Source organism: Pseudomonas sp. SDO52101_S400 (assembly GCF_054071635.1).
In genome coordinates this window covers 23,982-46,987 of the sequence record NZ_JBSVWF010000006.1, presented here as the reverse complement: position 1 = coordinate 46,987, position 23,006 = coordinate 23,982, and the positions used below count along the sequence as shown (strand labels likewise).

Below are 23,006 nucleotides of genomic sequence, written 5' to 3'. Positions count from 1 at the left end.
GCCGATGGCAATCAGAGCAGTCCTTTTCGACATGGACGGCACTCTGCTCGATACCGCGCCGGACTTCATCGCCATTTGCCAGGCGATGCGCGCGGATCGCGGTTTGCCGCCGATGAACGACAAGCACATCCGCGACGAGATCTCCGGCGGTGCCCGTGCGATGGTCGCGGTGACGTTTTCGATGGATCCGGAATCTCCGGGCTTCGAGGAATTGCGCCTGGAGTTCCTTGAGCGCTACCTCGTCGGCTGCGCCGTGCACAGCAAGCTGTTCGACGGCATGGGCGAATTGCTGGCCGACATCGAGAAAGCCAATCTGGTCTGGGGCGTGGTCACCAACAAGCCGCTGCGTTTTGCCGAACCGATCATGCAGCAACTGGGGCTGGCCGAGCGCTCGGCCCTGCTGATCTGCCCGGATCACGTGAAGAACAGCAAACCGGATCCCGAGATGCTGACCCTTGCCTGCAAGATGCTTGATCTGGATCCGTCGAGCGTTCTGTTTATCGGCGATGATCTGCGCGATATCGAATCCGGCCGTGACGCGGGCACCAGGACCGCCGCCGTGACCTATGGCTACATTCACCCGGATGATAACCCGCGACACTGGGGCGCTGACGTGGTGGTGGATCATCCACTGGAGTTGCGCAAGGTGCTCGACAACGCTCTGTGCAGTTGCTGAGTGGTGTCCATCGCTGCATTCTCACGCAGGGCGTGGCAACGATCAGAAGTTAATGGATTAGAGGTTTTGTATGTTTGATTACTCCGCTCGCCCCGAATTGCTCAAGGATCGGGTCATTCTGGTCACCGGTGCAGGTCGCGGCATCGGTGCGGCTGCCGCCAGGACCTACGCCGCCCACGGTGCGACCGTATTGCTGCTGGGCAAGACCGAGGCCAACCTCACCCAGGTCTACGACGAGATCGAAGCGGCCGGACATCCGCAGCCTGCAGTGATCCCGTTCAACCTCGAAACCGCCCTGCCCCATCAATACGATGAGCTGGCGGCGATGATCGAGACCGAGTTCGGCCACCTTGACGGCCTGCTGCACAACGCCTCGATCATTGGCCCGCGCACGCCGATCGAGCAGTTGTCCGGTGAAAACTTCATGCGTGTCATGCAGGTCAACGTCAACGCGATGTTCATGCTGACCAGCACCCTGCTGCCACTGCTCAAGCTGTCACAGGATGCCTCGGTGGTGTTCACCTCCAGCAGCGTCGGGCGCAAGGGTCGTGCTTACTGGGGCGCTTATGGCGTGTCCAAGTTCGCCACTGAAGGGCTGATGCAAACCCTGGCCGACGAAGTCGAAAACGTCGCGCCGGTGCGCTCCAACAGCATCAACCCGGGCGCCACCCGCACCAGCATGCGCGCTCAGGCTTACCCTGGCGAAAACCCGCTGAACAACCCGACGCCAGAAGAGATCATGCCGGTCTATCTGTACCTGATGGGCCCGGACAGCACGGGCATCAATGGCCAGGCGTTCAACGCTCAGTAGTGCCATACGTCGCATTTGTTGCCGTGGCGGTTTCCCGTCGCGGCATGCATTTGCCGCTTTGCGCAGGCCTGTCTCAGTCAAATAACCACCACTTCTTTTCACACAAAAAATCCAAGCCATTGATTCACAACGGTTTTAATAAAACATGAACTGTATGGCACGACTTTCGCTCTACATTCCCTCAAAGCACGCCGAGTGAAGGCAGTCGGGCAAGGCCTGATTCGATAGCTGACTAATCGTCATCGGGCAGACTAAACTTACGCCAAATGTCCTACGGGACTGATGGATCAGTATGACGCGCAGCCCATAGCCGCTCTCACCCAGCCTGTAAGACAGACTTACTGCTTAGGGGCTCACGCCATATGAAATCACCCTCCCAGACCACTGCAATTGACTTCGACAGTGCCAAATTGCAACGCCTGGGCTTTGGTCAGCTGCCTCCACTTCTGGAGCGACCTGTCAGCCTGGCGCAATTGCGCCAGCAAATGAGCCTGCAACTGCAAACCAGCCTTGAGCCCCAACGCATCCTCGGTCTGTTCTTCCGCGAAGTTCAGCGCCTGGTGCCGCTCGATGCCTTGAGCTATGTGCACAGCGGCAGTGACTTGCGCCTGGAATTCGGCGCCCGCGGTCATCACTCCGCCAGCTACAGCCTCAGCCACGATGGCGAGCACATGGGCGAACTGGTATTTCGCCGCAATCAGCGCTTCAGTGAGCAGGAACTGGGCAATCTGGAATCGCTCCTGTCGTCCCTGCTGTACCCGATGCGCAATGCGTTGCTCTATCGTGTCGCCACGCAAACCGCGCTGCGTGATCCATTGACCGGCGCCGGCAACCGCATCGCCATGGAGCAGACCCTGCAGCGGGAAATCGAGATGTCACGTCGACACCTGCAACCGCTGTCCTTGCTGATGCTGGACATCGACCACTTCAAACAGGTCAATGACAGTCATGGCCACGGTGCCGGCGATGAGGTGCTCAGAGCGGTTGCAGCATCGATCAAGGATCAGTTGCGCAATGTCGACATGGTGTTCCGCTATGGCGGGGAAGAGTTTCTGATCCTGCTGTCCAACACCAGCCGCGAAGCCGCCGCGATGGTCGGCGAACGCCTGCGGTATGCAGCGCAGGCCCAGGACTATTACGCCGATGGCCAGTTGATCGAACTGACCGTGAGCCTCGGCTGCTCGACCCTGCTGCCGGGCGAGTCCGCCGACAGCCTGCTGCGTCGCGCCGACAGCGCGTTGTATGTGGCCAAGCGCGAGGGCCGCAATCGCGTGACAATGGCCGGCTGAACTTTCTCTGGCAAATAAAAAACGGGAGCACACTGGCTCCCGTTGTTTATGGATGCCGCAGAAACTAGCTCTCCACCAGCGCCCGTCGCTCGCGACCGACCAGCACCCGCTCCGTCAACTCCAGCTGCATGCAACGCTCAAGGAACAGGTACATGTAGTCGTAGCTCTTGCACACAGCCTGGCGCAGCTCTGTCTGCAAGGCCTTGCTCGGGTTCATCCCGGCCAGGGTGCAGATGATTTCCAGTGCTTCCCAAGGGTGGGCATCGTCGTACTGGGCGTGCATCTTCAGCCACTTCATCGCCCGCTTGCGATCTTCCTCGGGGAATGCGGCGGCGTACACACCTGTCGAACACACCAGCGCCGACCACTCCCCGGTCGCGCCTTCGATCGCATAGTTGGTGGCGGCAATGGCGACGATCAGCGAATCTGCTGAACTGGTGTGCCAGCACCAGTGACTCAGGGCGTGCAACTCCGGCGGCACTTGCTGGGCCTGCAGGTCTTCCAGACTCACGCCGTGGGCCCGACTCCAGTGCACCCAGTAATCGGCATGGTTGAGTTCGACGCGAATGTTGCGCATCAACCAGCGCCGCGCCATGTCCTCGCCCGGATGACGGGCGAATTTGGTCTTGGTCAGGTTCTGCGCCATGTACAACGCGAATTGCTCAACGACGGGCCAGCCCCCGATCAGGTACTGGCGCATGGTTTTGGCGCTGAGCTTGTTATCACGCATGCGCAGATAAAGTTCATGTTCGACAACCCGGCGTTTGCTCTCGCTGCAATCCTGGATCAACTGTTGTGCCCAGGCAGGATAACTTGCAGCTTCCATGAGTGGTCCGGTTCGGTTGAATGTGTCGATCACTGTTCGGCTCCTTTTGATTTGTGATTGTAAGGATCGGCAAGAGACTTCAACGGAACGTGCCAGGCGCCTTGAACAACAGCGGCTGCGGTCTGGCGGGCCGACTTTGCAAACTGTCGCAGGTAAACAATTGCGGGCGTTCGATGACATAACCCTGAGCGTAATCCACGCCGATTTCAAGCAATGCCTGCTCGATCTGGGCTGTTTCGACAAACTCGGCAATTGTCTGCTTACCCATGACATGCCCGATGTGATTGATCACTTCGACCATAGCGCGGTTAATCGGGTCGTCCAGCATATCCTTTACGAAACTCCCGTCGATCTTCAGGAAGTCTACAGGCAAATGTTTCAGATAAGCGAATGAAGACATTCCGGCGCAAAAATCATCCAGGGAAAAGTAACAACCCAAGCCTTTGAGTTCATTGATAAATCGGATTGCACTGCCCAGATTTGCAATAGCACTGGTTTCAGTAATTTCAAAACAAATCATTTCAGGCGGTACACCGTAGTTATCAAACTGTTCCCGCAGAAAGTGCAAGAAGGCGTCATCTCCGATAGTAATGCCTGAAAGATTAATCGCACACATTGCCAGAGGACCCTGACACTTATCGTTAATACACTGGGCAATTACTTTAAATACATTCTGCACAACCCAGCGATCCAGCGACGTCATCAATCCGTAACGTTCCGCTGCCGGTATGAAACTGTCCGGCAGGATCATCCGACCCGCCTCATCGTGCAGTCGCAGGAGAATTTCGATGTGCCCGCCTGCGCCATTGGCAACCGAACCCAATGGCGCGATTTCCTGGGCGTAGAGACAAAAGCGGTTTTCCTCCAGTGCCATGTGCAGTCGCTGTACCCAGGCCATCTCGCCGAAACGCAGGGACAGTTCCGAATCGTCGGCATGGTAGACCTGCACCCGGTTGCGGCCCTTTTCCTTGGCCATGTAGCAGGCCATGTCGGCTGCACGCAGCGAAGCTTCGAGGGTGGTCGGGGTTTGCGCGACATGCACCAGACCAAGGCTGACGGTGGTCAGGAAGGGCCGCCCCTTCCACACAAAATGCAGATTCTGGACGGTCTGGCGCAGGCTCTCGGCGATCTTCTCGGCTGCCTCCGGCGCGCAGTTTTCCAGCAGGATGCCGAACTCGTCGCCCCCGAGGCGCGCCAGCGTATCGCCCTCGCGCAAGCCCGATTGCAGCAACGCACAGATATGCCGCAGCAACTCATCTCCCGCCGCATGCCCACAGGTGTCGTTGACCAGTTTGAATTGATCGAGATCGAGGAACATCAGCGCATGCCGGCCGGGCTGCCGGGTCAGGTTGTGCAGGGCCTGTTCGAGGCGATATTCGAACTCGCGGCGGTTGGCCAGGCCGGTCAATGCATCATGGGTCGCCTGCCACGACAGATTGGCGATGTATTGCCGCTCCTGAGTCATGTCATGCAGCACCAGCACCGTCCCGCTGACCTTGCCGGCATTGCGGATCGGCGCCCCGACCAGGGTCACTGAAACGGTGCTGCCGTCCAGTCGCTGAATCAGCTTGGAGTGTTCGCTGCCACCGCTGAGCTGACCGCTGAGAATGTGCTCGATCAGGGTCAATCCTTCGGTCTGGGCATTGTCGTCCAGCAGATTGAACAGGGCCGCCAGCGGCAGCCCGGCCGCCTGTTCGGCTTTCCAGTGGGTCAAGGCTTCGGCGGCGGGGTTCATGTATTCGATGGCCCCGCTCACGTCGGTGGTGATCACGCCGTCGCCTATCGACTGCAAAGTGATGTGGGCCCGGTCCTTTTCAAGCTGCAAGGCCTCGGCGAAGGCATGTCGCTGTTTGAGCAGTTTTCGGGTGCGCAGCAATGCCAGCACGATCAGGCCCAGCGCTGTGGCGAGGTTGGTGAACAGCAACAGGCGCAGGATCACCCGCGACCCTTCGCCCAGAGCATCGCTGAAAGCCTTGGCGGCGGGCGTCACGCCATCGTTGATCGCAAAGATCCGGTCCTTCCAGCGCCGGATATCGGCATCGGTGGCAGCATTGGCGGTGATGGAGCGGTGCATCTCGCGTGCGACATCATCGAGCTCCACCAGATAGGCATCGCCCAGTGTCCAGCGGTCGATGGCGGTTTCCAGATAACTGAAATGACGGAAATTCAGATACAGCCAGATCAGGCTGGAGACATCATCCGGATGGTTGCCGCCCTTGAGGATGCCTTCACGCGCCGCTTGCAGGTCGGGCGGTTGCTTGTCCAGTGCCAGGCGCAACTGGTGGCCCCCCTGAGGCACGGCGATCGCGTGCTGGTATTTGAGGTAAATCGCCTCGTCTCGGCTGTCGGCGTACAGATTGAGGTAATAGATCGCGTCTTTCTGGCCCTTGGACCAGAGACTCTCGCCCGCCACATAACCGCGAACGGCCGACAGGACGTAGAGGCTCACGCCCCCCAGCAAGGCTTGAAACAACACGACGGCGATAAATGGCCAGACGATGCCCAGCAACCGAGGCGTTCCGAGAGTCCGCTTTTGCTTCATGGGATTCCTTGCGTGGCCACTGCCTGATCATCCTTCGCCATCAGACCATCCCCCCAAGACTAGGAGGCGTTCACTGTTCCGGCAAGCGGCGGATCAGCCTCCGTCGAGTACAAACGCCCCCTATATATGTACGACCAACGCAGGTTTTGCCGCCTGTCTACTGGCACTCCAGGCTTCCCCGCGTCTATGGCGCGAATGTGTTCACAAGGAGTGTGACATGCCAACTACATCTAAAACTTCAACAGATTCCTCGACAGTCGAAGAATCAAGCGTCAAACAGACGATGGAACTTGATGCCGGTCCGGATATCGAGTCCCTTGTTTCTGTACCCTCCGCCCGGGACCGCAAGAGGTTCAAGGCTTTTCAACTTGCCACCCCCACCCTCGCTAGCGTCATGACCATTGACCTGTACAAGGCGAATCAGGTCAATGAGCAGATTGTAGATACGGTCAAAAGCTTTATGAACGCCGGGCCCAATCTGATTCGTCGCCTGGCTGTCGACGTGCTGCATGAACCCACCATAGCTCAGGTTCGCGCGGCACCCTCGACATACCTCCAGCGCCTGCTGAACTCTGCCGAATCACAGGATCTCGCCGATCGGCTGCTGAAAAAGCTCAAATGGTATGGAGGAGAGCCCGGTGAACAGACATCAAAGTCTGTACACCATCAACTGCTTTGCAAAGCCATTTGCCTCTATCTTCAAACCGCCAAGGACAATGAACCGCAAGAGCTCGCCGGTTTCGGCTGGAAAGACCCGGTCCACTGGGGCAAAAGCTATCAAGCCTTGCGCGAGGATTTCGAACGGCATTTGCTGCGCACCAAACGGGCTGCCACGACCAAAGAGTCGATACTCCTGGCCCGTGTGTTCGAGATTCGCCTGTCGAAAGACTTCGCGGTACGTGATATTCCCCCGGAGCTTCGCTACAAGACCTCGGTGGTATGGGTGAACTTCATGCACGGCGTGCTGTTGGCCGAAGAGACTGACAGTGATCAATCGCAGGCATTGACCTTCCAGCAACTGGTCAATCTGCCCCTGGAACGTAGCGTCGGCGCATCCAGCGAACAGCTCGAGAACATTGCACGTCTACGTATAAGTCCCGCCCTGGAATGGGCGATCTGCACCGGCGTCATTCAGACAAAAACTGCCTTGGCTTGCGATCAGGAGGACATCAAGAGTGCGCTGTCGGCGCTGGAAGAGCAAAGTGATCGCCTGAACAAAGCGGTAATGACACTGGACCTTCTCCCTCCGGACCGACTGCAAATGGCCGGGCAAGTCTTGGCCGATTTGTTCAGAGGATTTACGTTCGACCGGGACGGGCGCAAGTTGCTGTCTGCGGATCCAAGCTACGGAGGGTCCAGATCTACCCCGCCCCTGAAGCTGATGGGCCACGACTTTCTGGATGTCTATGCAGACGGCCGACTCGATGGCGGCAAACAGTGGATCGTCTCCCAGCCCGATGGCAAAACGCGAACCACTACGGCACTCAGGCTGGATGACCGGAGGATACTGTATGCCGAACTCGAGAATTCATGGGGCGGTTATGAACGGGTGGATGAGGGTGTCTTAAGCTGGACAGGCAAACATCTACCAGACATCAACGCGCAATTCGAATCCGAGTACAGCAACTATCTGGCCACGATCAGGCCGGCTTATCAGACCCTGATCGCCAGCCTGCTGACGTCACTCCCACTGGACGATCGCCGGGCACTGGCTCAAGGTGAAGTCCAGATACTGAGCCTGAGAGAGAAACCCGGTCCGCAGGGGCCGTCAGAACAGGACCGGGCAAGGAAGGGGTTCGTTCTGAAAGCGACCCACAACGGTACTATCACTTACTACGAGCTCATCCCGAGCGCCGGTTTCATTCGTCTGCGGACAGGCTTGAGGTTTTCCACCGTCGGGGGCGTTTACACCGAATTTCCGTTGCACGCCTCGATTCCCGGACAGAGTTATTCCCCCGAACGCAACCACAGCACTTCACTGCTGCTTGACTGGCGCGCCCACCTCCACGGGAGTGCGCCGGCAGCACGGGCATCCTGTGTGGGGTTTCTTGATGTCATGAGTTTTCGGCCGGCAGTCGCGTCATCTGGGTCAACGACCAGCGAAAGCGAAACCACTGCGCTGACCTCCCGTTTGAATGGCCTGGCCCAGCACATCGCCACTCACTTCCTCTATGTCGATGAGCAGCATTTGCGCATGCAGACTCGAGGCATGACAACCTTCGACACCGCAAGGGCCAAAGTCCAACAGCGCTTGGAACATTTCGTGGCGATCGTCAAAGGTTTTGTACCTTTTTGGGGCAGCATCGATGATCTTCTGTCGGACAAAACCGAAGACAAAATCATGGGCGGAATCGGACTGTTGCTTGACCTGGCGTCGTTCCTTTGTCCCATCGGTAAATTCATGTCCGGTTCGGTGCGCCTGATCAAGGCAACTGCTGGAACGTCGCGCATTGCCGTCAAAGCGAGTCTTCCCTCCTTCTCGACACTGTCTCGAAAACTGCTGACGTCATCGCTGAGCAATCTCAACCCGCTTGACGGCATACCTTCTCTTTTACAAGGGATGCTAACTGGCGCTCGCACAGGATTGCACTTCGCCCGCCTGGGAAGTGTCATCGTCTACAGAAGAATTCGGAGCAAGGTTCACAATTTCCGAATGGCCAACAACCTGCCTCAGGCCCTGGATCCCGGAAACTGGTCTGCACTGACAAAGGGTGACACGCTGGCAACCGTCAACGGCGTAAATGACGTACTCGTGCGCCAGACAGGGCTTAAACGTCTGCATCTGGTAGACCCGGTAACATCCCTGCCCTACGGCCCTCGCCTGCACAATAATGGCAAAAGCCTCAAACAAGGCAGATCTGTCTTCCAGACGCACCCCCCGACTGAAACCCACATCGTGGCACAGGTCCCGGAGAGCGCCAGTATCCGCGAAATGCTTGAAGTCGATGGACGAACCACGCTGCTGATCGATGACATCCCGTATCGCCTGGACGGCGATCAACTACGACGCGCCGACCTGATCGACGATCAATCGATGTTCAAGACCGTGCCTTGCCGAGTGCGGCGCATGCCGGGTTCCGACGTATGCAGAACCAGCTATGTCACTCAAGATCCGGCACCGACACCGGCAATCGGTAGTCAGGATACAAGCAAAGGCTGGGCGGACTGGTTTGGGGATAGTATTTACACGCCTGCTATCTCGACACAGCCATTGCTGGGAAATGCCATCCGGACCTATAAGCGACTCGATGCCTCACTGGAGTTTCAAAAGGGAATCTACGCGCGAATCAAGGTTCGCCTTCCCTACAGCAATCCAAAAAAATTCGACACGCTGGAAACTGGAGCGATCATCGTGCCCTCGATAGACGAGACAAAGCACTATGTATACACCCGCCTCAATGCCGCAGATTTCTACGTCACCGAGCGATTACCGGGCCAGGCACTTTCTGACCCCCTCGTTTTAAGCAAAGCGCAAACCCTGCCCCCCGAACTGGCCGGTGAGCTCAAGACGGTTTATACGGGATCGCTCAATGCCAACAACACGGTACGGATTCACGGGATTGCAGCAGTTGAGCGAGCCTTGAAGACAATGGAAGACATTGCCATTCCATTGGGCACCTCGGCCAACCCGCCTGCCGGCATGAAGTGGTTGAAGGTGGACACCAGTCCCGGAGAGGCATTGATGTTCGATCATTCGACGCGAATGATCGTCGCTCATCGTCCCGAAGGTGCCACGACCTGGGCACGCAGTACGGAGGCGCCGGAAGCATTTCGGCGGCGAACGGCGGAAATCTTCGACACCTTGTTTCTGTCACCGACAATCAGCCCGGTCGATGCACCTGGGGCCCTACGCATCAACGACGCAATGGACAAGTTGCAGCGCTTGCTGCACCGGTTTGATCGTACGGACAACCCCCGAAACATTGCCTATGCCGAGGTCATTAACGCAAACGGCGCACGAGAAGTTTACGTCAGCGTTTCTGGAGCGCAGGGCACCACCAAACACCTGCCCGTCTTTCGCCACCTTGGCACCAATCATGTAAAGATCGGCGACACGACTTACATCAACGTCGACTTCAACCCCACCGTGAGCGCGACAAACCTTGAATTGACAGAAAAAGGTCAGTTGGTCGCAATACCGCTGACAATCAAGGATATCGATACCTACACACCGAAACTGGCGACACGGCCGACATCCCTGGACAGTGAAAGCAAGCTGATTCGCGTGATACGCGAGAAATATCCCGACCCGCTCGAATTGAAATCGGTGAGTGTCGCAACCACAATGCCACCCTGCGGATCATGCGCGGTGCTCATGAAAGCGTTCGGCCACAAAGGTGAAGCAGGGGCGCTGGAAGTACTGTGGAAATAACCTACAACCGCTGCAAATGCCCATAAAGCTTGGCATACAGACCACCATCGGCAATCAGTTGCTGATGGTCGCCATCCTCGGCCACTTGCCCGCCATCGAACACCAGCACCCGATCTGCCTGTTTCACCGCTGACAAACGGTGGGCGATGATCAGCGTGGTACGGCCATTCAGGAACCGCGCCATGGCCTGGTGCAGGTTGTATTCGGTGGCGGCGTCGAGGGCCGAGGTGGCTTCGTCGAGAATCACCACTTTCGGCTCGGCAAGGATCATCCGCGCAATCGCCAACCGTTGCCGCTGACCACCGGACAGGCGCACGCCTGAGCGACCGACGATGCTGTCCAGCCCGTCCGGCAAGGCGCGGATGGTGGGTTCGAGCTGGGCGATTTCCAATGCCTGCCAGCAGGCTTCGTCGCTGCGGGTGCGGCCCATGGTCAGGTTGGCCCGTACGGTGTCGTTGAACAGTGCCGGATGCTGCAGCACCACCGCAACGTTTTCCCGGACTGTTTCCAGGCCGATTTCCTGCTGGGTCGATCCGCCGAAACGGATCGTCCCGGCCAGCGGCGTGTACAGGCCCAGCAGCAATTGCACGAGAGTACTTTTGCCGCCGCCGCTGGCGCCGACAATCGCCACTTTCTCGCCAGGTGCGATGGACAGGTTCATATGATCCAGCACCAGTTCATCGCCATAACCGAAGCTCAGCCCCTGCGCCTCGATCCCGACGGTATCGCGCCCCTTGAACGGATCGACTCCGCCGGGGTATTGCGGCTCGTCGGCGCGGGCCAACAGTTCGTTGATTCGGGTCAGCGCACCGCCCGCTGCGTAATAGGCATATTGCAGGTTCAGCAGTTGTTCGACCGGGCCGATCATGAACCACAGGTAACTGAACACCGCGAGCATCTGGCCGATCGACAAGTCGGAGAACAACACCGTGAGCATCGCCGCTGCGCGAAAGATGTCGATGCCGAACTGGAACAGCAGACCACTGGCGCGGTTGGACGCATCGGTCTTCCACTGCGAGTTGACCGCATAGTTACGCACTTCCTGAGCCCGCAAACCGAGACGACCGAGGAAGAAACCCTGACGGTTGCCGGCACGCACTTCCTGGATTGCATCGAGGGTTTCGCTCAGCGCCTGGGTGAAGCGCGAGGTGCTGTCGTTCTCCAGTTTCTTCAGGTGCTTGACCCGTTTGCCCAACTGCACCGTGGCATAGATCACCAACGGGTTGAAGAGCAGGATCAGCAGCGCCAGTTTCCAGTGCATCCACATCAGGATGCTGGCGGTGCCGACCAGGGTCAGCATCGCCACCAGGAAACGGCTGAGGGTCTCGCCAACAAATTTGTCGAGGGTATCGAGGTCTGTGACCAGGTGCGTGGTGACCGTGCCGCTGCCCAGGCTTTCGTATTCGCCCAGGGAGATCCGCTTCAGACGCTCGATCAGCCGCACGCGGATGCGATAAACGATGTCCTTGGCCAGCCGCGCAAACAACCGCGCCTGCAGCACGCCAAAACACAGGGCGCTGCAACGCAGGGTCAGGGTCACCACCAGCATCAGACCGATGTAGCCCGCCGCCTGCTGCCACATCGTCGGCAGCACATGGTTCATGACTTTCAGTGCGGCATCGCCATGGCCGAGCAGGACTTCGTCCACCAGCAACGGCAACAGCAACGGGATCGGCACGCTGCACAACGTCGCCAGTACGGCGACACCGTTGGCGATCCACAGGGATTTTTTGTGATGAAGAGCTAGTCGCCGGACTTCAGCCCAGCTCAGCCGGTCGACACGCTTGACGGCTGGCGTGTCATCGGCCGGGTCAGACACAGGCCGCGCGCTCCAGCCATCGGCCGAGCAACGGTGACAGTTCACTGAGCGGCTGGTAGCCGTTGGTCAGCAACGCCAGTTGGCCATTGCGTTCGGCGAGCAGGGTCGGGAATCCGGCGATCCCCAGATCCTGCACCCAACTGAAATCGGCCTGGGTCGCCTTGTGTTGATCGGCATGATCAAACAGGGCAGCAAATTCGATGCGCGGGACACCGGCCTTTTCTGCCAGCTCCACCAGAACGCTGGCCTGGGTGACATCGCGACCTTCAGCGTAAAACGCGTGCTGGATCAACCCGACCAGTTTCCAGGCACAATCCGGCGCCAGGCTGCGCGCGGTGACGATGGCCCGGCAGGCCGGTTCAGTGTCGTAGACAAAACCGTCCGGTAATGCGCCTTCGAATTTGAACGGCTGGCCGGTGGCCTCGGTGACCGCCTGCCAGTGTTCGAGAATATAGCGCCGGGTCGTCGGCTCCAGCGCCGCACCACTGCCGGTGCGCAACCCGCCGACCACCAGGTGCAGTTCCACCCCGGCTGCCTGCGCCTGCTCCACCAATGCCTTGGCCACCGGAGCAAATCCCCAGCACCACGAACACATCGGATCCATCACATAGAGCAGGCGTGCAGACATGATTAAGCCTCGGTGGATGCTTGCTTATAGTTGTAGCCGATCGGGTGCGGCATGTTGCGCGCTTTAGCCAGTTCGATCTGTTTCTGACGGTCGATGGCGCTGCGGCGAGTTTTCTCGCTCAGGGTGTTCCAGCAGTGCGGGCAGCTGATGCCGGCCACGTAATGCTCGGAAGCACGATCCTCGACGCTGACCGGGGTACGGCAGGCGTGGCACTGATCGTAGTCGCCTTCGCTCAGGTCATGGCGCACGGTCACGCGGTTGTCGAATACGAAGCAGTCGCCCTGCCATTTGGTTTCTTCCTGCGGCACCTCTTCGAGGTACTTCAGGATGCCGCCCTTGAGGTGGTAAACCTCTTCGAAGCCTTCGCCCAGCATGTAGCTCGATGCCTTCTCACAGCGGATGCCGCCGGTGCAGAACATCGCGACCTTCTTGTGCACGGCCGGGTCGAAGTGTTCTTTGATGTAGTCGGGGAATTCGCGAAAACTGGTGGTTTTCGGATCAATGGCGCCTTCGAAGGTGCCGATCGATACTTCGTAATCATTGCGGGTGTCGATCAACAGCACTTCCGGGTCGCTGATCAGCGCGTTCCAGTCCTGCGGTTCGACGTAGGTGCCGACCTTCTTGTTCGGGTCGACGCCTTCGACACCCAGGGTCACGATCTCTTTCTTGAGCTTGACCTTGGTGCGATAGAACGGCTGCTCGTCGCAGTACGATTCCTTGTGATCGATATCGATCATGCGCGGATCGTTGCGCAGCCAGGCCAGCAGGCCATCGATGCCTTCACGGCTGCCGGAGACCGTGCCGTTGATGCCTTCTTCGGCGATCAGCAGCGTGCCTTTGATACCGTTGTCGACCATCGCTTGCAGCAGGGGCTCGCGCAGGTTGACGTAATCTTCGAGGGTGACGAACTTGTAAAGTGCCGCCACGACAATCGGTTGTGTCATGGGTATTTCTCCAGGTGGCTACCCTCGCAAAGGGTGAACCGGATTCAAAAAAAAACGCGCCGGGTCAGCGGCGCGTTGCGGATTCTAGCAAAAAACCGAAGCTTAATGCTTGCTGCCGCCGGCACAGGTCGGTGATGTCGGAGCGGCCCCGACCTCTGCCCATTCCTGCGGGGTGTAGGTGTGCAGCGCCAACGCATGGAACTCGCCCATCAGCTCGCCGAGCGTGCCGTAGACTTTCTGGTGGCGCTTGACCCGGTTCAGCCCTTCGAACTGCGCACTGACCACCACAGCCTTGAAGTGGGTCTGCAACCCGCGACTGTGCATATGGCTTTCGTCCAGCACTTGCAGATGCTCAGGCTGAAGCAGCGCCAGCGTCGATTCGATGCGTTGTTGCATGGTCATCACGAACTCCGCTTACTTCTTCTTGGCCGGAGCAGCGCCTTTCGGTGCCAGCTCGTTGGTCATGTCGTCCAGCAGCTTGTTGACCACCGGCACGGCAGGCTCCAGTTTGGCCTGAGTCATCTGAGCCGACTGCTGGGTCAACTGCGGCATTTTTTCCAGGACTTTCTTGCCCAGTGGCGACTGGTAGAACGCGACCAGGTCTTTCAGTTCCTGTTCACTGAAGGTGCTGGTGTAGAGCTTGACCATGTCCGGTTTCAGCTTGTTCCAGCCGATGGCCTGGTCCAGGGCGGCGTTGGCCTTGGCCTGGTAGGTGTCCAGTACGGTTTTCTTGGATTCCGGAGCCTTGGTCTGTTCAAAACGCTGGGCGAACATCTGCTGCACTTGCATGTACACCGGAGTGCCCAGCTTGTCAGCGTGCGCCAGGGTCAGGAAAGCTTCGGCACTGGCGTTGTGGCTGGCGGTATCGGCAAGCACCTGGCCGCTGGCGCAAACCAGGGCAACCGCGGTGCAGATGGCACGAAGACGAGTCATCGAGTTTCCTTTTCAGCTAGGCGAGGTAAAACCCCAAGGGCGACCATTCTGCGCCTGAATAACGCTGCGGCTCAACCCCCGGCCCTTGCCGCGCTTGATTGGCGGAGCCTGGCGGGGCAACAATCGGCTGGATGGAACCACTTGGGCCTCACCGGGCCTAAACTGCGCAAACAGACCAACAGGAGTGTGCACGATGAGCCGTATCGAAACCGACAGCCTGGGCCAGATCGAAGTCCCGGACGACGCTTACTGGGGCGCTCAGACGCAACGCTCGCTGATCAACTTCGCCATCGGTCAGGAACGCATGCCCTTGCCGGTACTGCATGCCCTGGCGCTGATCAAGAAAGCCGCGGCCCGGGTCAACGACCGCAACGGCGACCTGCCCGCCGACATCGCTCGCCTGATCGAACAGGCCGCCGACGAAGTGCTAGAAGGCCAGCACGACGACCAGTTCCCGCTGGTGGTCTGGCAGACCGGCAGCGGCACCCAAAGCAACATGAACGCCAACGAAGTGATTGCCGGCCGTGCCAACGAACTGGCGGGCAACCCACGAGGCGGCAAGTCGCCGGTACACCCCAACGATCACGTCAACCGCTCGCAGAGTTCCAACGACTGCTTCCCCACTGCCATGAGCATCGCCACCGCACAGGCGGTGCAGACCCAACTGCTGCCGGCCATCGCCGAGCTGTCCGGTGGTCTGGCCGAACTGTCGGCGCGGCACATGAAACTGGTGAAGACCGGCCGCACCCACATGATGGACGCCACGCCGATCACCTTCGGTCAGGAGATCTCCGGTTTCATCGCGCAGCTGGATTACGCCGAACGGGCGATTCGTGCGGCGTTGCCGGCGGTCTGCGAACTGGCCCAGGGCGGCACCGCCGTCGGCACCGGGCTGAACTCGCCCCACGGGTTCGGCGAAGCCATTGCCGCGGAGCTGGCGGCGCTGTCCGGCCTGCCATTCGTCACCGCGCCGAACAAGTTCGCCGCCCTCGCCGGCCATGAACCACTGACCACGCTTTCCGGTGCCCTGAAAACCCTCGCAGTAGCACTGATGAAAATCGCCAACGACTTGCGCCTGCTCGGCTCCGGTCCTCGCGCAGGCTTTGCAGAAGTGCGCTTGCCGGCCAACGAACCGGGCAGTTCGATCATGCCCGGCAAGGTCAACCCGACTCAGTGCGAAGCACTGTCGATGCTCGCCTGTCAGGTGCTCGGCAACGATGTGACGATCGGTATCGCTGCCAGTCAGGGTCACTTGCAATTGAACGTGTTCAAACCGGTGATCATCCACAACCTGCTGCAATCGATCCGCCTGCTGGCCGATGGCTGCAGCAACTTCCAGCAGCATTGCATCGCCGGGCTTGAGCCGGACGCCGAGGTCATGGCGCGCCATCTGGAACGCGGCCTGATGCTGGTGACAGCGCTGAACCCGCACATCGGCTATGACAAGTCGGCGGAAATCGCCAAGAAGGCCTACAGCGAAGGCAAGACCTTGCGCGAGGCGGCGCTGGAACTGGGTTATCTGACCGATGAAGAGTTCGATGCCTGGGTGCGGCCGGAGAACATGATCGAGGCCGGGGCCAAGGGCTGAGTTCATCAGCGCCTGACAGTCAGTCTTCGCGAGCAAGCCCGCTCCCACATTAAATTGCATTCCTCTCATGGGATTGCAGTCAAAAGTGGGAGCGGGCTTGCTCGCGAATTGGAGCGACGCGGTCTAACTGGCCGCCACCTTCATCCGCCGCGCCTTCAACCCGGCAATCAGGGAAGGCCCCAGCGCCACCAGCGCCGACCCCAGCACCACCAGCACTGCCCCGCCATAGCCCAGACCATTGATCTGCTCGGCATGCACATAGTCCGGCCACACTGCGGCGGCAATCGCCACCGCACCGAACGTCACCAGCGGCGTAATCGCCAGCGTTGCGCTGACTCGCGAAGCTTCCCAATGCGCCAACGCCTCGGCAAACGCGCCGTAGGCGATCAGGGTGTTCATGCAGCACGCCAGCAGCAACCAGCCCTGCAACGGGCTCAGCTCAAGCGCTTCGAGCGGATGAACCCACGGCGTCAGCAGCATGGCGCAGAACAGGTAGATCACCATCATCACCTGCAGCGAATTCCATACCGTCAGCAATTGCTTCTGGCCCAGCGCATAAAAAGTCCAGACGGTCGACGCCAGCAGCACCAGCAACACGCCGGCGGTGTAATCAGACAAAGACGTGAGCAACTCCGCCAAACGCTGATTGAAAAACAGCGCAAAACCGATCAACAGCACCGCCAGACCAATGCCCTGACCAATGCTGAAGCGTTCCTTGAACACGAACAGACTGGCGATCAGCAACATGATCGGCCCCATCTGCACCACCAGTTGCGCGGTGCCGGGGCTGAGCAGGTTCAGGCCCATCAGGTACAGCACGTAATTGCCCACCAGCCCGAGCACTGCCATCAGCACCAGCCAGCCACCCTTTGGCCCGAGTACCTTGCGACTCGGCAAACGCTTGGTGGCCGCGAGATAAATGAACAGGCAACCGCCGGACACCAGCAGGCGAAACCAGGTGACCGTGATCGGGTCCATCACCTGCAACACCTGTTTCAGCTTGATCGGCAGGATTCCCCACAGAAACGCCGTCAACAAGGCCAGAAACATGCCGTACACCCAGCGACCCGATGAAACGTGCATGAGAACCCCGATAGCCGATGACCCGTGCGGTCATTCTAGGCGCAGAGCCCCGGCCGACACAGGGACAGTTACGCTCAAGCCGCAAATGAAACTGTGCAGGTCGCAGCATTAAATTGACGCGTTGCCGTTGATCGGCTGACGAAGCGCCGCAAGTGGTTCAGGCATAAGCTCTTTGGATCCCATCCAGCGCAGCGCTCAAGGAGATCGACATGTTCGGAATGCGCGCCCAGGACACCGCCCCCGCCACGCACTTTCGCAGCGACCGGGTGTGCCGGGTCAACGGCGAACTGTTTTTCAGCACCCGGGAGAACACCCTCGAAGGGCCGTTCGACAGTCCCGAGAAAGCCGAGCAGGAAATCCGCGCGTATATCGCGCGGATGCAAATGATGGATTCCAACAGATAAGCAGTGCTGAACCCAATCGCGGGCAAGCCCGCTCCCACAGGTTCCGTGTTGGCCACTTATTGTGAGCACACTCAAACACTGTGGGAGCGGGCTTGCCCGCGATTACGATTTGCCGGTCAACGTATCGCTCAATGCCTAGCGTACGGCCTCAAACAACCCGGTCGCCCCCATCCCGCCGCCCACGCACATGGTGACGATCCCGTAACGCAGATTACGTCGCTGCAACTCGCGCACCAGATGCCCGACCTGGCGTGACCCGGTCATACCGAACGGATGGCCGATGGAAATCGAGCCGCCGTTGACGTTGTACTTTTCGTTGTCGATTTCCAGCCGATCACGGGCGTACAGGCACTGCGAGGCAAACGCTTCGTTCAACTCCCACAGGTCGATGTCCGCTACCTGCAAACCTTTGGCCTTGAGCAGTTTCGGCACCGAGAATACCGGGCCGATGCCCATTTCATCCGGCTCGCAACCGGCCACGGTGAACCCACGGAAAAACGCTTTCGGCTTGAGCCCCAGTTGCAGGGCCTTTTCCAGGCTCATCACCAGCGTCATCGAGGCGCCGTCGGACAACTGCGACGAGTTGCCGGCCGTCACCGAACCATCCTCGGCGAACACCGGTTTCAGTCCGGCAAGGCTTTCATAGGTGGTGTCCGGGCGGTTGCAGTCGTCGCGATCGACGATGCCGTCGAGGATCTGCACCTCACCGCTGTTCTTGTCTTCAACCCGGTATTTCACCGCCATTGGCACGATTTCATCATTGAACAGGCCGGCTGCCTGAGCCTGAGCGGTGCGGATCTGACTTTGCAGCGAGTAACGATCCTGGGCTTCACGGCTGACGCCGTAACGGCGCGCCACCACTTCGGCGGTCTGGCCCATGGTGTAGTAGATGCCGGGCGTCTGCTGCTTGAGCAACGGATTGATCAAGTGATCGGTGTTGACACTTTTCAGGGTCAGGCTGATCGACTCGACGCCGCCGGCGACAACGATGTCGCTGCAACCCGAAGCGATCTGGTTGGCGGCAATCGCAATCGCCTGCAAACCCGAAGAGCAGAAACGGTTGAGGGTCATGCCCGCCGTGCCGGTGCCCAGTTGCGAGAGCACCGCCACGTTACGGCCGATGTTGTAGCCCTGGGCGCCTTCGTTGGAACCGGCACCGACGATGCAATCCTCGACGCTGGCCGGGTCGACGTCGTTGCGCGACAGCAACGCGTTTACACAATGGGCCGCCATGTCATCGGGACGGGTCTGGTTGAACTTGCCGCGAAAGGACTTGGCCAGGCCGGTCCGCACGCTGTCGACGATCACCACTTCACGCATGGCATACCTCATTGTTGGAGTCGGTTGAGAGTGGACCGAGCATAAGTCCACCCAATCGCTGACTGCGACAATCATTCACCTCGCGTATGCGGCCCCATCGGTTCAGTCCTTGTTCTTTTTGGCCTTCTTGTCAGACTTTTCGAAGGCCTCTTCCAGCGCACGGTTGATGGTGCGCAGCACCTTGACCCGGGCCCAGCGCTTGTCGTTGGCTTCGACCAGCGTCCACAGCGAGATTTCGGTACTGGTGCGGTCGACCATATCGCCCACGGCGGCGCGATAGGCGTCCCACTTGTCGCGGTTGCGCCAGTCGTCTTCGGTGATTTTGAAGCGCTTGAACGGGATCTCTTCACGGGCCTGGAAACGCTCCATTTGCGTGTCCTTGTCGATCGCCAGCCAGAACTTGACCACGATCACCCCGGCGTCGGCGAGCTGCTCTTCGAAGTCGTTGATTTCGCCGTAGGCGCGCATCCAGTCCGCCGTGCTGCAAAAGCCCTCGACCCGCTCCACCAGCACTCGGCCGTACCACGAACGGTCGAACACGGTGAACTTGCCCCGCGCCGGAATATGCCGCCAGAAACGCCACAGGTATGGCTGCGCACGCTCCTCTTCAGTCGGCGCGGCAATCGGCACGATGTTGTACTGACGCGGATCGAGCGCCGCCGCGACCCGACGGATCGCCCCGCCCTTGCCCGCCGCATCGTTACCTTCGAACACCGCCACCAGCGCGTGCCGGCGCATGCGCTTGTCGCGCATCAGTCCGGACAGTCGAGCCTGTTCGGTGATCAGTTGTTCTTCGTAGTCTTTCTTTTCCAGGCTCTGGGTCAGGTTAAGGCTGTCGAGCAGATTCAACTGATCCACCGATGTGCCCAGCGGCTGGGCACTGACAGCGTTCGCATGCACGTCCGGACGTTTCAGCGCATTTTGCAGGCCTTCGAGCAGGATCTTGCCCACGGTCAGGCTGCGGTAATGCGCGTCCACCCCTTCGATGACATGCCACGGCGCGTAATCGCGGCTGGTGCGGCGCAACACACGCTCGCCGTATTTGACGAACTTGTCGTAGGTCTCCGATTGCTGCCAGTCCAGCGGACTGATGCGCCAGCTGTGCAGCGGGTCGTCGGCCAACGCCTTGAGGCGTGCCTTCATCTGCTTCTTGGACAGGTGGAACCAGAACTTGAAAATCAGCGCGCCTTCATCGCACAGCATCTTTTCCAGACGCTCGGCACCGGCAATCGCCTGATCGAGTCGCGGATCCTTGAACAACCCATGCACCCTGCCCTGGAGCATCTGGCTGTACCAGTTGCCAAAGAAAATCCCCATCCGCCCCTTGGCCGGCAGCATCCGCCAGTAACGCCAGGCCGGTGGTCGCGCCAGCTCTTCATCGGTCTGTTGGTCAAAGGTACGCACTTCGATCAGACGCGGATCCATCCATTCATTGAGCAGTTTGACCGTCTCGCCCTTGCCGGCGCCTTCGATGCCGTTGATCAGGATGATCACCGGAAAGCGCTTCTGCTGTTGCAACTCGAACTGGGCTTCGAGCAGTGCTTCACGCAGCGCGGGCACGGCGGCGTCGTAGGTTTCTTTGTCGATGGCGTGACCGATTTCAGCGGATTCGAACATAGGGACGGCTCCTTCCAGGATTCAGCAAGACTAGCGGATTGGGCACAGACGCGGCACACAAATTCCCGCCGGCGGCGGATTGTCCGTGAGTCATCTTTGGCATGGCTTGCCATGGATCAAGCACCGCCCGCGTGATCGGCTAGAATGGCCGCCTTGCCGTTGCCGAGCCTGCCATGAAACCTGTAATGCCCCACGCCCAACTCGACTGGGATGACCAGGGACGCCCGCGTTCGCGAGTGTTCGACGATGTGTATTTTTCCGACCAGTCGGGGCTGGATGAAACCCGCTACGTGTTCCTCGAACAGAACCGGCTGGCCGAGCGCTTTGCCGCGTTGCCGGCGGGCGGGCGACTGGTGATCGGTGAAACCGGCTTCGGCACCGGGCTGAATTTTCTTTGTGCCTGGCAGTTGTTCGAACAGCACGCCGTGGCCGGTGCGCGGTTGCATTTCGTCAGCGTCGAAAAGTATCCGTTGAGCCCCGCCGACCTGCAGCGGGCGCTGGCGTTGTGGCCGGATCTCAAGCCGCTGTCCGATCAACTGCTCAAGCATTACGTGGCAATCCATCAGGGTTTCCAGCGCATTGTTCTGAATAACGGTCGGGTCACCCTGACGCTGTTGATCGGCGATGCACTGGAGCAACTACCGCAACTGGACGGCCAGATTGACGCGTGGTTTCTCGACGGTTTCGCCCCGGCGAAAAACCCGGAGATGTGGACCGCCGAACTGTTCGCGGAGCTGGCTCGGCTGGCGGCGCCCGGTTCGACCATCAGTACCTTCACCAGCACCGGTTGGGTGCGACGCCTGCTCAACGCTGCCGGTTTCAAGATGAAGCGCACACCAGGCATTGGTCATAAATGGGAAATCCTGCGCGGTGAATTCCTCGGCTGGCCAGAGGATGTTCCATCACCCGTAGCGGACAAGCCCTGGTTCGCCCGGCCGGTGACTGTCACCTCCGAGCGTCGCGCCCTGGTGATCGGTGCCGGTCTGGCGGGTTGCGCCACGGCTGCCAGTCTCGCAACGCGGGGCTGGCAGGTCAGTTTGCTGGAACGGCATGACGCGGTGGCCAAGGAAGCCTCGGGCAATCCACAAGGCGTGCTGTATCTGAAACTGTCCGCCCACGGCACGGCATTGTCACAGTTGATCGTCAGCGGTTTCGGTTACACCCGGCGCCTGCTCGAAACCTTGCAGCGTGGCACCGACTGGGACGACTGCGGCGTGCTGCAACTGGCATTCAATGAAAAGGAACGCGAGCGCCAGTTACAACTGGCCGCAGCGTTTCCCGAAGACCTTCTGCTATGGCTCGATCAACCCGAGGCGCAGGCCCGCGCCGGGATCGGTCTGGCACACGGCGGTTTGTATTATCCCGAGGGCGGCTGGGTGCATCCGCCGGCATTGTGTCAGGCGCAATCCGCACAACCGGGCATCACACTGCTCACCCATCAGGAAGCCGTGGAACTGCGCAAAGTCGACGGTCAGTGGCAAGCCTTCGATGGTGAACGACTGATCGCGACCGCGCCCGTCGTGGTGCTGGCTGGTGCCGCCGAAATCAAGCGGTTTACCCAAAGCGCCGACCTGCCCCTCAAACGCATACGGGGGCAGATCACTCGACTGGCGCAGACCTCGCAAAGTCAGGCACTGACCACGGTGGTCTGCGCCGAAGGCTATGTCGCACCGGCACGACTGGGCGAACACACCCTCGGCGCCAGTTTCGATTTCAGCAACGATGACCTGACCCCCACCACCGCCGAACACCTGGGTAATCTGGCGATGCTCGAAGAAATCTCCGGCGATCTGGTCTCACGCCTGCAGATCAGCGAACAGGATGCCGAACGTCTCGAAGGACGTGCCGCCTTCCGCTGCACCAGCCCCGATTACCTGCCGATCGTCGGCCCTCTCGCCGACCGCGAAGACTTCGACCAGGCCTATGCGGCACTGGGCAAGGATGCCCGACAAGTGCCGGATATCGCCTGCCCGTGGCTGGACGGTCTGTACGTCAATAGCGGCCATGGCTCACGCGGATTGATCACCGCCCCACTGTCCGGAGAATTGCTGGCCGCCTGGCTGGACGACGAGCCCTTGCCACTGCCCAGAAGCGTGGCGCAAGCCTGCCATCCGAATCGATTTGCCTTGCGCCGTCTGATTCGGGGCAAATGAC

Annotated in this window: 17 protein-coding genes; 7 read left to right on the top strand and 10 right to left on the bottom strand. The window is 59.6% G+C overall.

Annotated features, from left to right (window positions below; translation table 11 throughout):
* Positions 1–4 precede the first annotated feature (4 nt).
* From mupP to ACW9HX_RS04265, 3 genes are all read left to right on the top strand, one after another.
* A complete protein-coding gene (gene mupP, locus ACW9HX_RS04275) occupies positions 5–676 on the top strand; it encodes an N-acetylmuramic acid 6-phosphate phosphatase MupP (RefSeq protein WP_457379617.1) in 672 nt (223 codons plus the stop codon).
* Positions 677–746: 70 nt separating this feature from the next.
* Positions 747–1,487 (top strand): YciK family oxidoreductase, encoded by a 741-nt coding sequence (locus ACW9HX_RS04270; RefSeq protein WP_129972542.1) that lies wholly within the window; start codon positions 747–749, stop codon positions 1,485–1,487.
* A 362-nt stretch (positions 1,488–1,849) separates the two neighbouring features.
* Positions 1,850–2,776: a GGDEF domain-containing protein gene (locus tag ACW9HX_RS04265; protein ID WP_457379616.1), complete on the top strand. Its 927-nt coding sequence runs from the start codon at positions 1,850–1,852 to the stop codon at positions 2,774–2,776.
* Positions 2,777–2,840: 64 nt separating this feature from the next.
* Here the strand turns inward: ACW9HX_RS04265 and ACW9HX_RS04260 are convergent, their stop codons facing one another.
* Positions 2,841–3,602 (bottom strand): TenA family transcriptional regulator, encoded by a 762-nt coding sequence (locus ACW9HX_RS04260; RefSeq protein WP_457379615.1) that lies wholly within the window; start codon positions 3,600–3,602, stop codon positions 2,841–2,843.
* 79 nt (positions 3,603–3,681) lie between these two features.
* Positions 3,682–6,144 (bottom strand): EAL domain-containing protein, encoded by a 2,463-nt coding sequence (locus tag ACW9HX_RS04255; protein WP_457379614.1) that lies wholly within the window; start codon positions 6,142–6,144, stop codon positions 3,682–3,684.
* Between the two features lie 217 nt (positions 6,145–6,361).
* Here ACW9HX_RS04255 and ACW9HX_RS04250 point away from each other — a divergent pair, with 217 nt between their 5' ends.
* A complete protein-coding gene (locus ACW9HX_RS04250) occupies positions 6,362–10,516 on the top strand; it encodes a hypothetical protein (RefSeq protein WP_457379613.1) in 4,155 nt (1,384 codons plus the stop codon).
* A gap of 1 nt (position 10,517) precedes the next feature.
* On the opposite strand, the gene ACW9HX_RS04245 is transcribed toward ACW9HX_RS04250, so the two are convergent.
* The 5 genes from ACW9HX_RS04245 to ACW9HX_RS04225 form a co-directional block, all read right to left on the bottom strand.
* The gene (locus tag ACW9HX_RS04245; RefSeq protein WP_457379612.1) at positions 10,518–12,335 is read right to left on the bottom strand and encodes an ABC transporter ATP-binding protein; all 1,818 of its coding nucleotides are present in this window, start codon (positions 12,333–12,335) and stop codon (positions 10,518–10,520) included.
* Entirely contained in the window at positions 12,328–12,930 is a 603-nt protein-coding gene (locus ACW9HX_RS04240) for a DsbA family protein (RefSeq protein WP_172829544.1), read from the bottom strand. Before ACW9HX_RS04240 ends, ACW9HX_RS04245 begins: the two co-directional genes overlap by 8 nt.
* 35 nt (positions 12,931–12,965) lie before the next feature.
* Positions 12,966–13,907: an oxygen-dependent tRNA uridine(34) hydroxylase TrhO gene (gene trhO / locus ACW9HX_RS04235; RefSeq protein WP_457379611.1), complete on the bottom strand. Its 942-nt coding sequence runs from the start codon at positions 13,905–13,907 to the stop codon at positions 12,966–12,968.
* A 102-nt stretch (positions 13,908–14,009) separates the two neighbouring features.
* Entirely contained in the window at positions 14,010–14,309 is a 300-nt protein-coding gene (locus ACW9HX_RS04230; protein WP_457379610.1) for a BolA family protein, read from the bottom strand.
* 12 nt (positions 14,310–14,321) lie between these two features.
* Entirely contained in the window at positions 14,322–14,840 is a 519-nt protein-coding gene (locus tag ACW9HX_RS04225; protein ID WP_457379609.1) for a DUF2059 domain-containing protein, read from the bottom strand.
* Between the two features lie 193 nt (positions 14,841–15,033).
* Between ACW9HX_RS04225 and ACW9HX_RS04220 the strand changes: the two genes are divergently transcribed.
* Positions 15,034–16,428, top strand: coding sequence for a class II fumarate hydratase (locus tag ACW9HX_RS04220; protein WP_457379608.1), 1,395 nt, complete (start codon positions 15,034–15,036; stop codon positions 16,426–16,428).
* A 123-nt stretch (positions 16,429–16,551) separates the two neighbouring features.
* Here ACW9HX_RS04220 and ACW9HX_RS04215 read toward each other — a convergent pair whose 3' ends face one another.
* A complete protein-coding gene (locus tag ACW9HX_RS04215; RefSeq protein ID WP_457379607.1) occupies positions 16,552–17,511 on the bottom strand; it encodes a DMT family transporter in 960 nt (319 codons plus the stop codon).
* 209 nt (positions 17,512–17,720) lie between these two features.
* Between ACW9HX_RS04215 and ACW9HX_RS04210 the strand changes: the two genes are divergently transcribed.
* Positions 17,721–17,915, top strand: a complete 195-nt coding sequence (locus ACW9HX_RS04210) for a DUF6316 family protein (protein ID WP_457379606.1) — start codon at positions 17,721–17,723, stop codon at positions 17,913–17,915.
* Between the two features lie 135 nt (positions 17,916–18,050).
* Here ACW9HX_RS04210 and ACW9HX_RS04205 read toward each other — a convergent pair whose 3' ends face one another.
* Together ACW9HX_RS04205 and pap are read right to left on the bottom strand one after the other, a co-directional pair.
* Positions 18,051–19,235 carry a thiolase family protein gene (locus ACW9HX_RS04205; protein WP_457379605.1) on the bottom strand — a complete coding sequence of 395 codons (1,185 nt, stop codon included), beginning with the start codon at positions 19,233–19,235 and terminating at the stop codon, positions 18,051–18,053.
* A gap of 102 nt (positions 19,236–19,337) precedes the next feature.
* Positions 19,338–20,852 (bottom strand): polyphosphate:AMP phosphotransferase, encoded by a 1,515-nt coding sequence (pap, locus tag ACW9HX_RS04200; protein WP_457379604.1) that lies wholly within the window; start codon positions 20,850–20,852, stop codon positions 19,338–19,340.
* A 173-nt stretch (positions 20,853–21,025) separates the two neighbouring features.
* Here pap and mnmC point away from each other — a divergent pair, with 173 nt between their 5' ends.
* Positions 21,026–23,005: a bifunctional tRNA (5-methylaminomethyl-2-thiouridine)(34)-methyltransferase MnmD/FAD-dependent 5-carboxymethylaminomethyl-2-thiouridine(34) oxidoreductase MnmC gene (mnmC, locus tag ACW9HX_RS04195; protein WP_457379603.1), complete on the top strand. Its 1,980-nt coding sequence runs from the start codon at positions 21,026–21,028 to the stop codon at positions 23,003–23,005.
* The last annotated feature ends 1 nt before the right edge of the window (position 23,006 follow it).

Excerpts from the sequence above, each read along its gene's own strand:
- mupP (WP_457379617.1), top strand. The coding sequence starts at position 5 with ATGGCAATCAGAGCAGTCCTTTTCGACATGGACGGCACTCTGCTCGAT.
- ACW9HX_RS04270 (WP_129972542.1), top strand. The coding sequence starts at position 747 with ATGTTTGATTACTCCGCTCGCCCCGAATTGCTCAAGGATCGGGTCATT.
- ACW9HX_RS04265 (WP_457379616.1), top strand. The coding sequence starts at position 1,850 with ATGAAATCACCCTCCCAGACCACTGCAATTGACTTCGACAGTGCCAAA.
- ACW9HX_RS04260 (WP_457379615.1), bottom strand. The coding sequence starts at position 3,602 with ATGGAAGCTGCAAGTTATCCTGCCTGGGCACAACAGTTGATCCAGGAT.
- ACW9HX_RS04255 (WP_457379614.1), bottom strand. The coding sequence starts at position 6,144 with ATGAAGCAAAAGCGGACTCTCGGAACGCCTCGGTTGCTGGGCATCGTC.
- ACW9HX_RS04250 (WP_457379613.1), top strand. The coding sequence starts at position 6,362 with ATGCCAACTACATCTAAAACTTCAACAGATTCCTCGACAGTCGAAGAA.
- ACW9HX_RS04240 (WP_172829544.1), bottom strand. The coding sequence starts at position 12,930 with ATGTGTTCGTGGTGCTGGGGATTTGCTCCGGTGGCCAAGGCATTGGTG.
- trhO (WP_457379611.1), bottom strand. The coding sequence starts at position 13,907 with ATGACACAACCGATTGTCGTGGCGGCACTTTACAAGTTCGTCACCCTC.
- ACW9HX_RS04230 (WP_457379610.1), bottom strand. The coding sequence starts at position 14,309 with ATGACCATGCAACAACGCATCGAATCGACGCTGGCGCTGCTTCAGCCT.
- ACW9HX_RS04225 (WP_457379609.1), bottom strand. The coding sequence starts at position 14,840 with ATGACTCGTCTTCGTGCCATCTGCACCGCGGTTGCCCTGGTTTGCGCC.
- ACW9HX_RS04220 (WP_457379608.1), top strand. The coding sequence starts at position 15,034 with ATGAGCCGTATCGAAACCGACAGCCTGGGCCAGATCGAAGTCCCGGAC.
- ACW9HX_RS04215 (WP_457379607.1), bottom strand. The coding sequence starts at position 17,511 with ATGCACGTTTCATCGGGTCGCTGGGTGTACGGCATGTTTCTGGCCTTG.
- ACW9HX_RS04210 (WP_457379606.1), top strand. The coding sequence starts at position 17,721 with ATGTTCGGAATGCGCGCCCAGGACACCGCCCCCGCCACGCACTTTCGC.
- ACW9HX_RS04205 (WP_457379605.1), bottom strand. The coding sequence starts at position 19,235 with ATGCGTGAAGTGGTGATCGTCGACAGCGTGCGGACCGGCCTGGCCAAG.
- pap (WP_457379604.1), bottom strand. The coding sequence starts at position 20,852 with ATGTTCGAATCCGCTGAAATCGGTCACGCCATCGACAAAGAAACCTAC.
- mnmC (WP_457379603.1), top strand. The coding sequence starts at position 21,026 with ATGAAACCTGTAATGCCCCACGCCCAACTCGACTGGGATGACCAGGGA.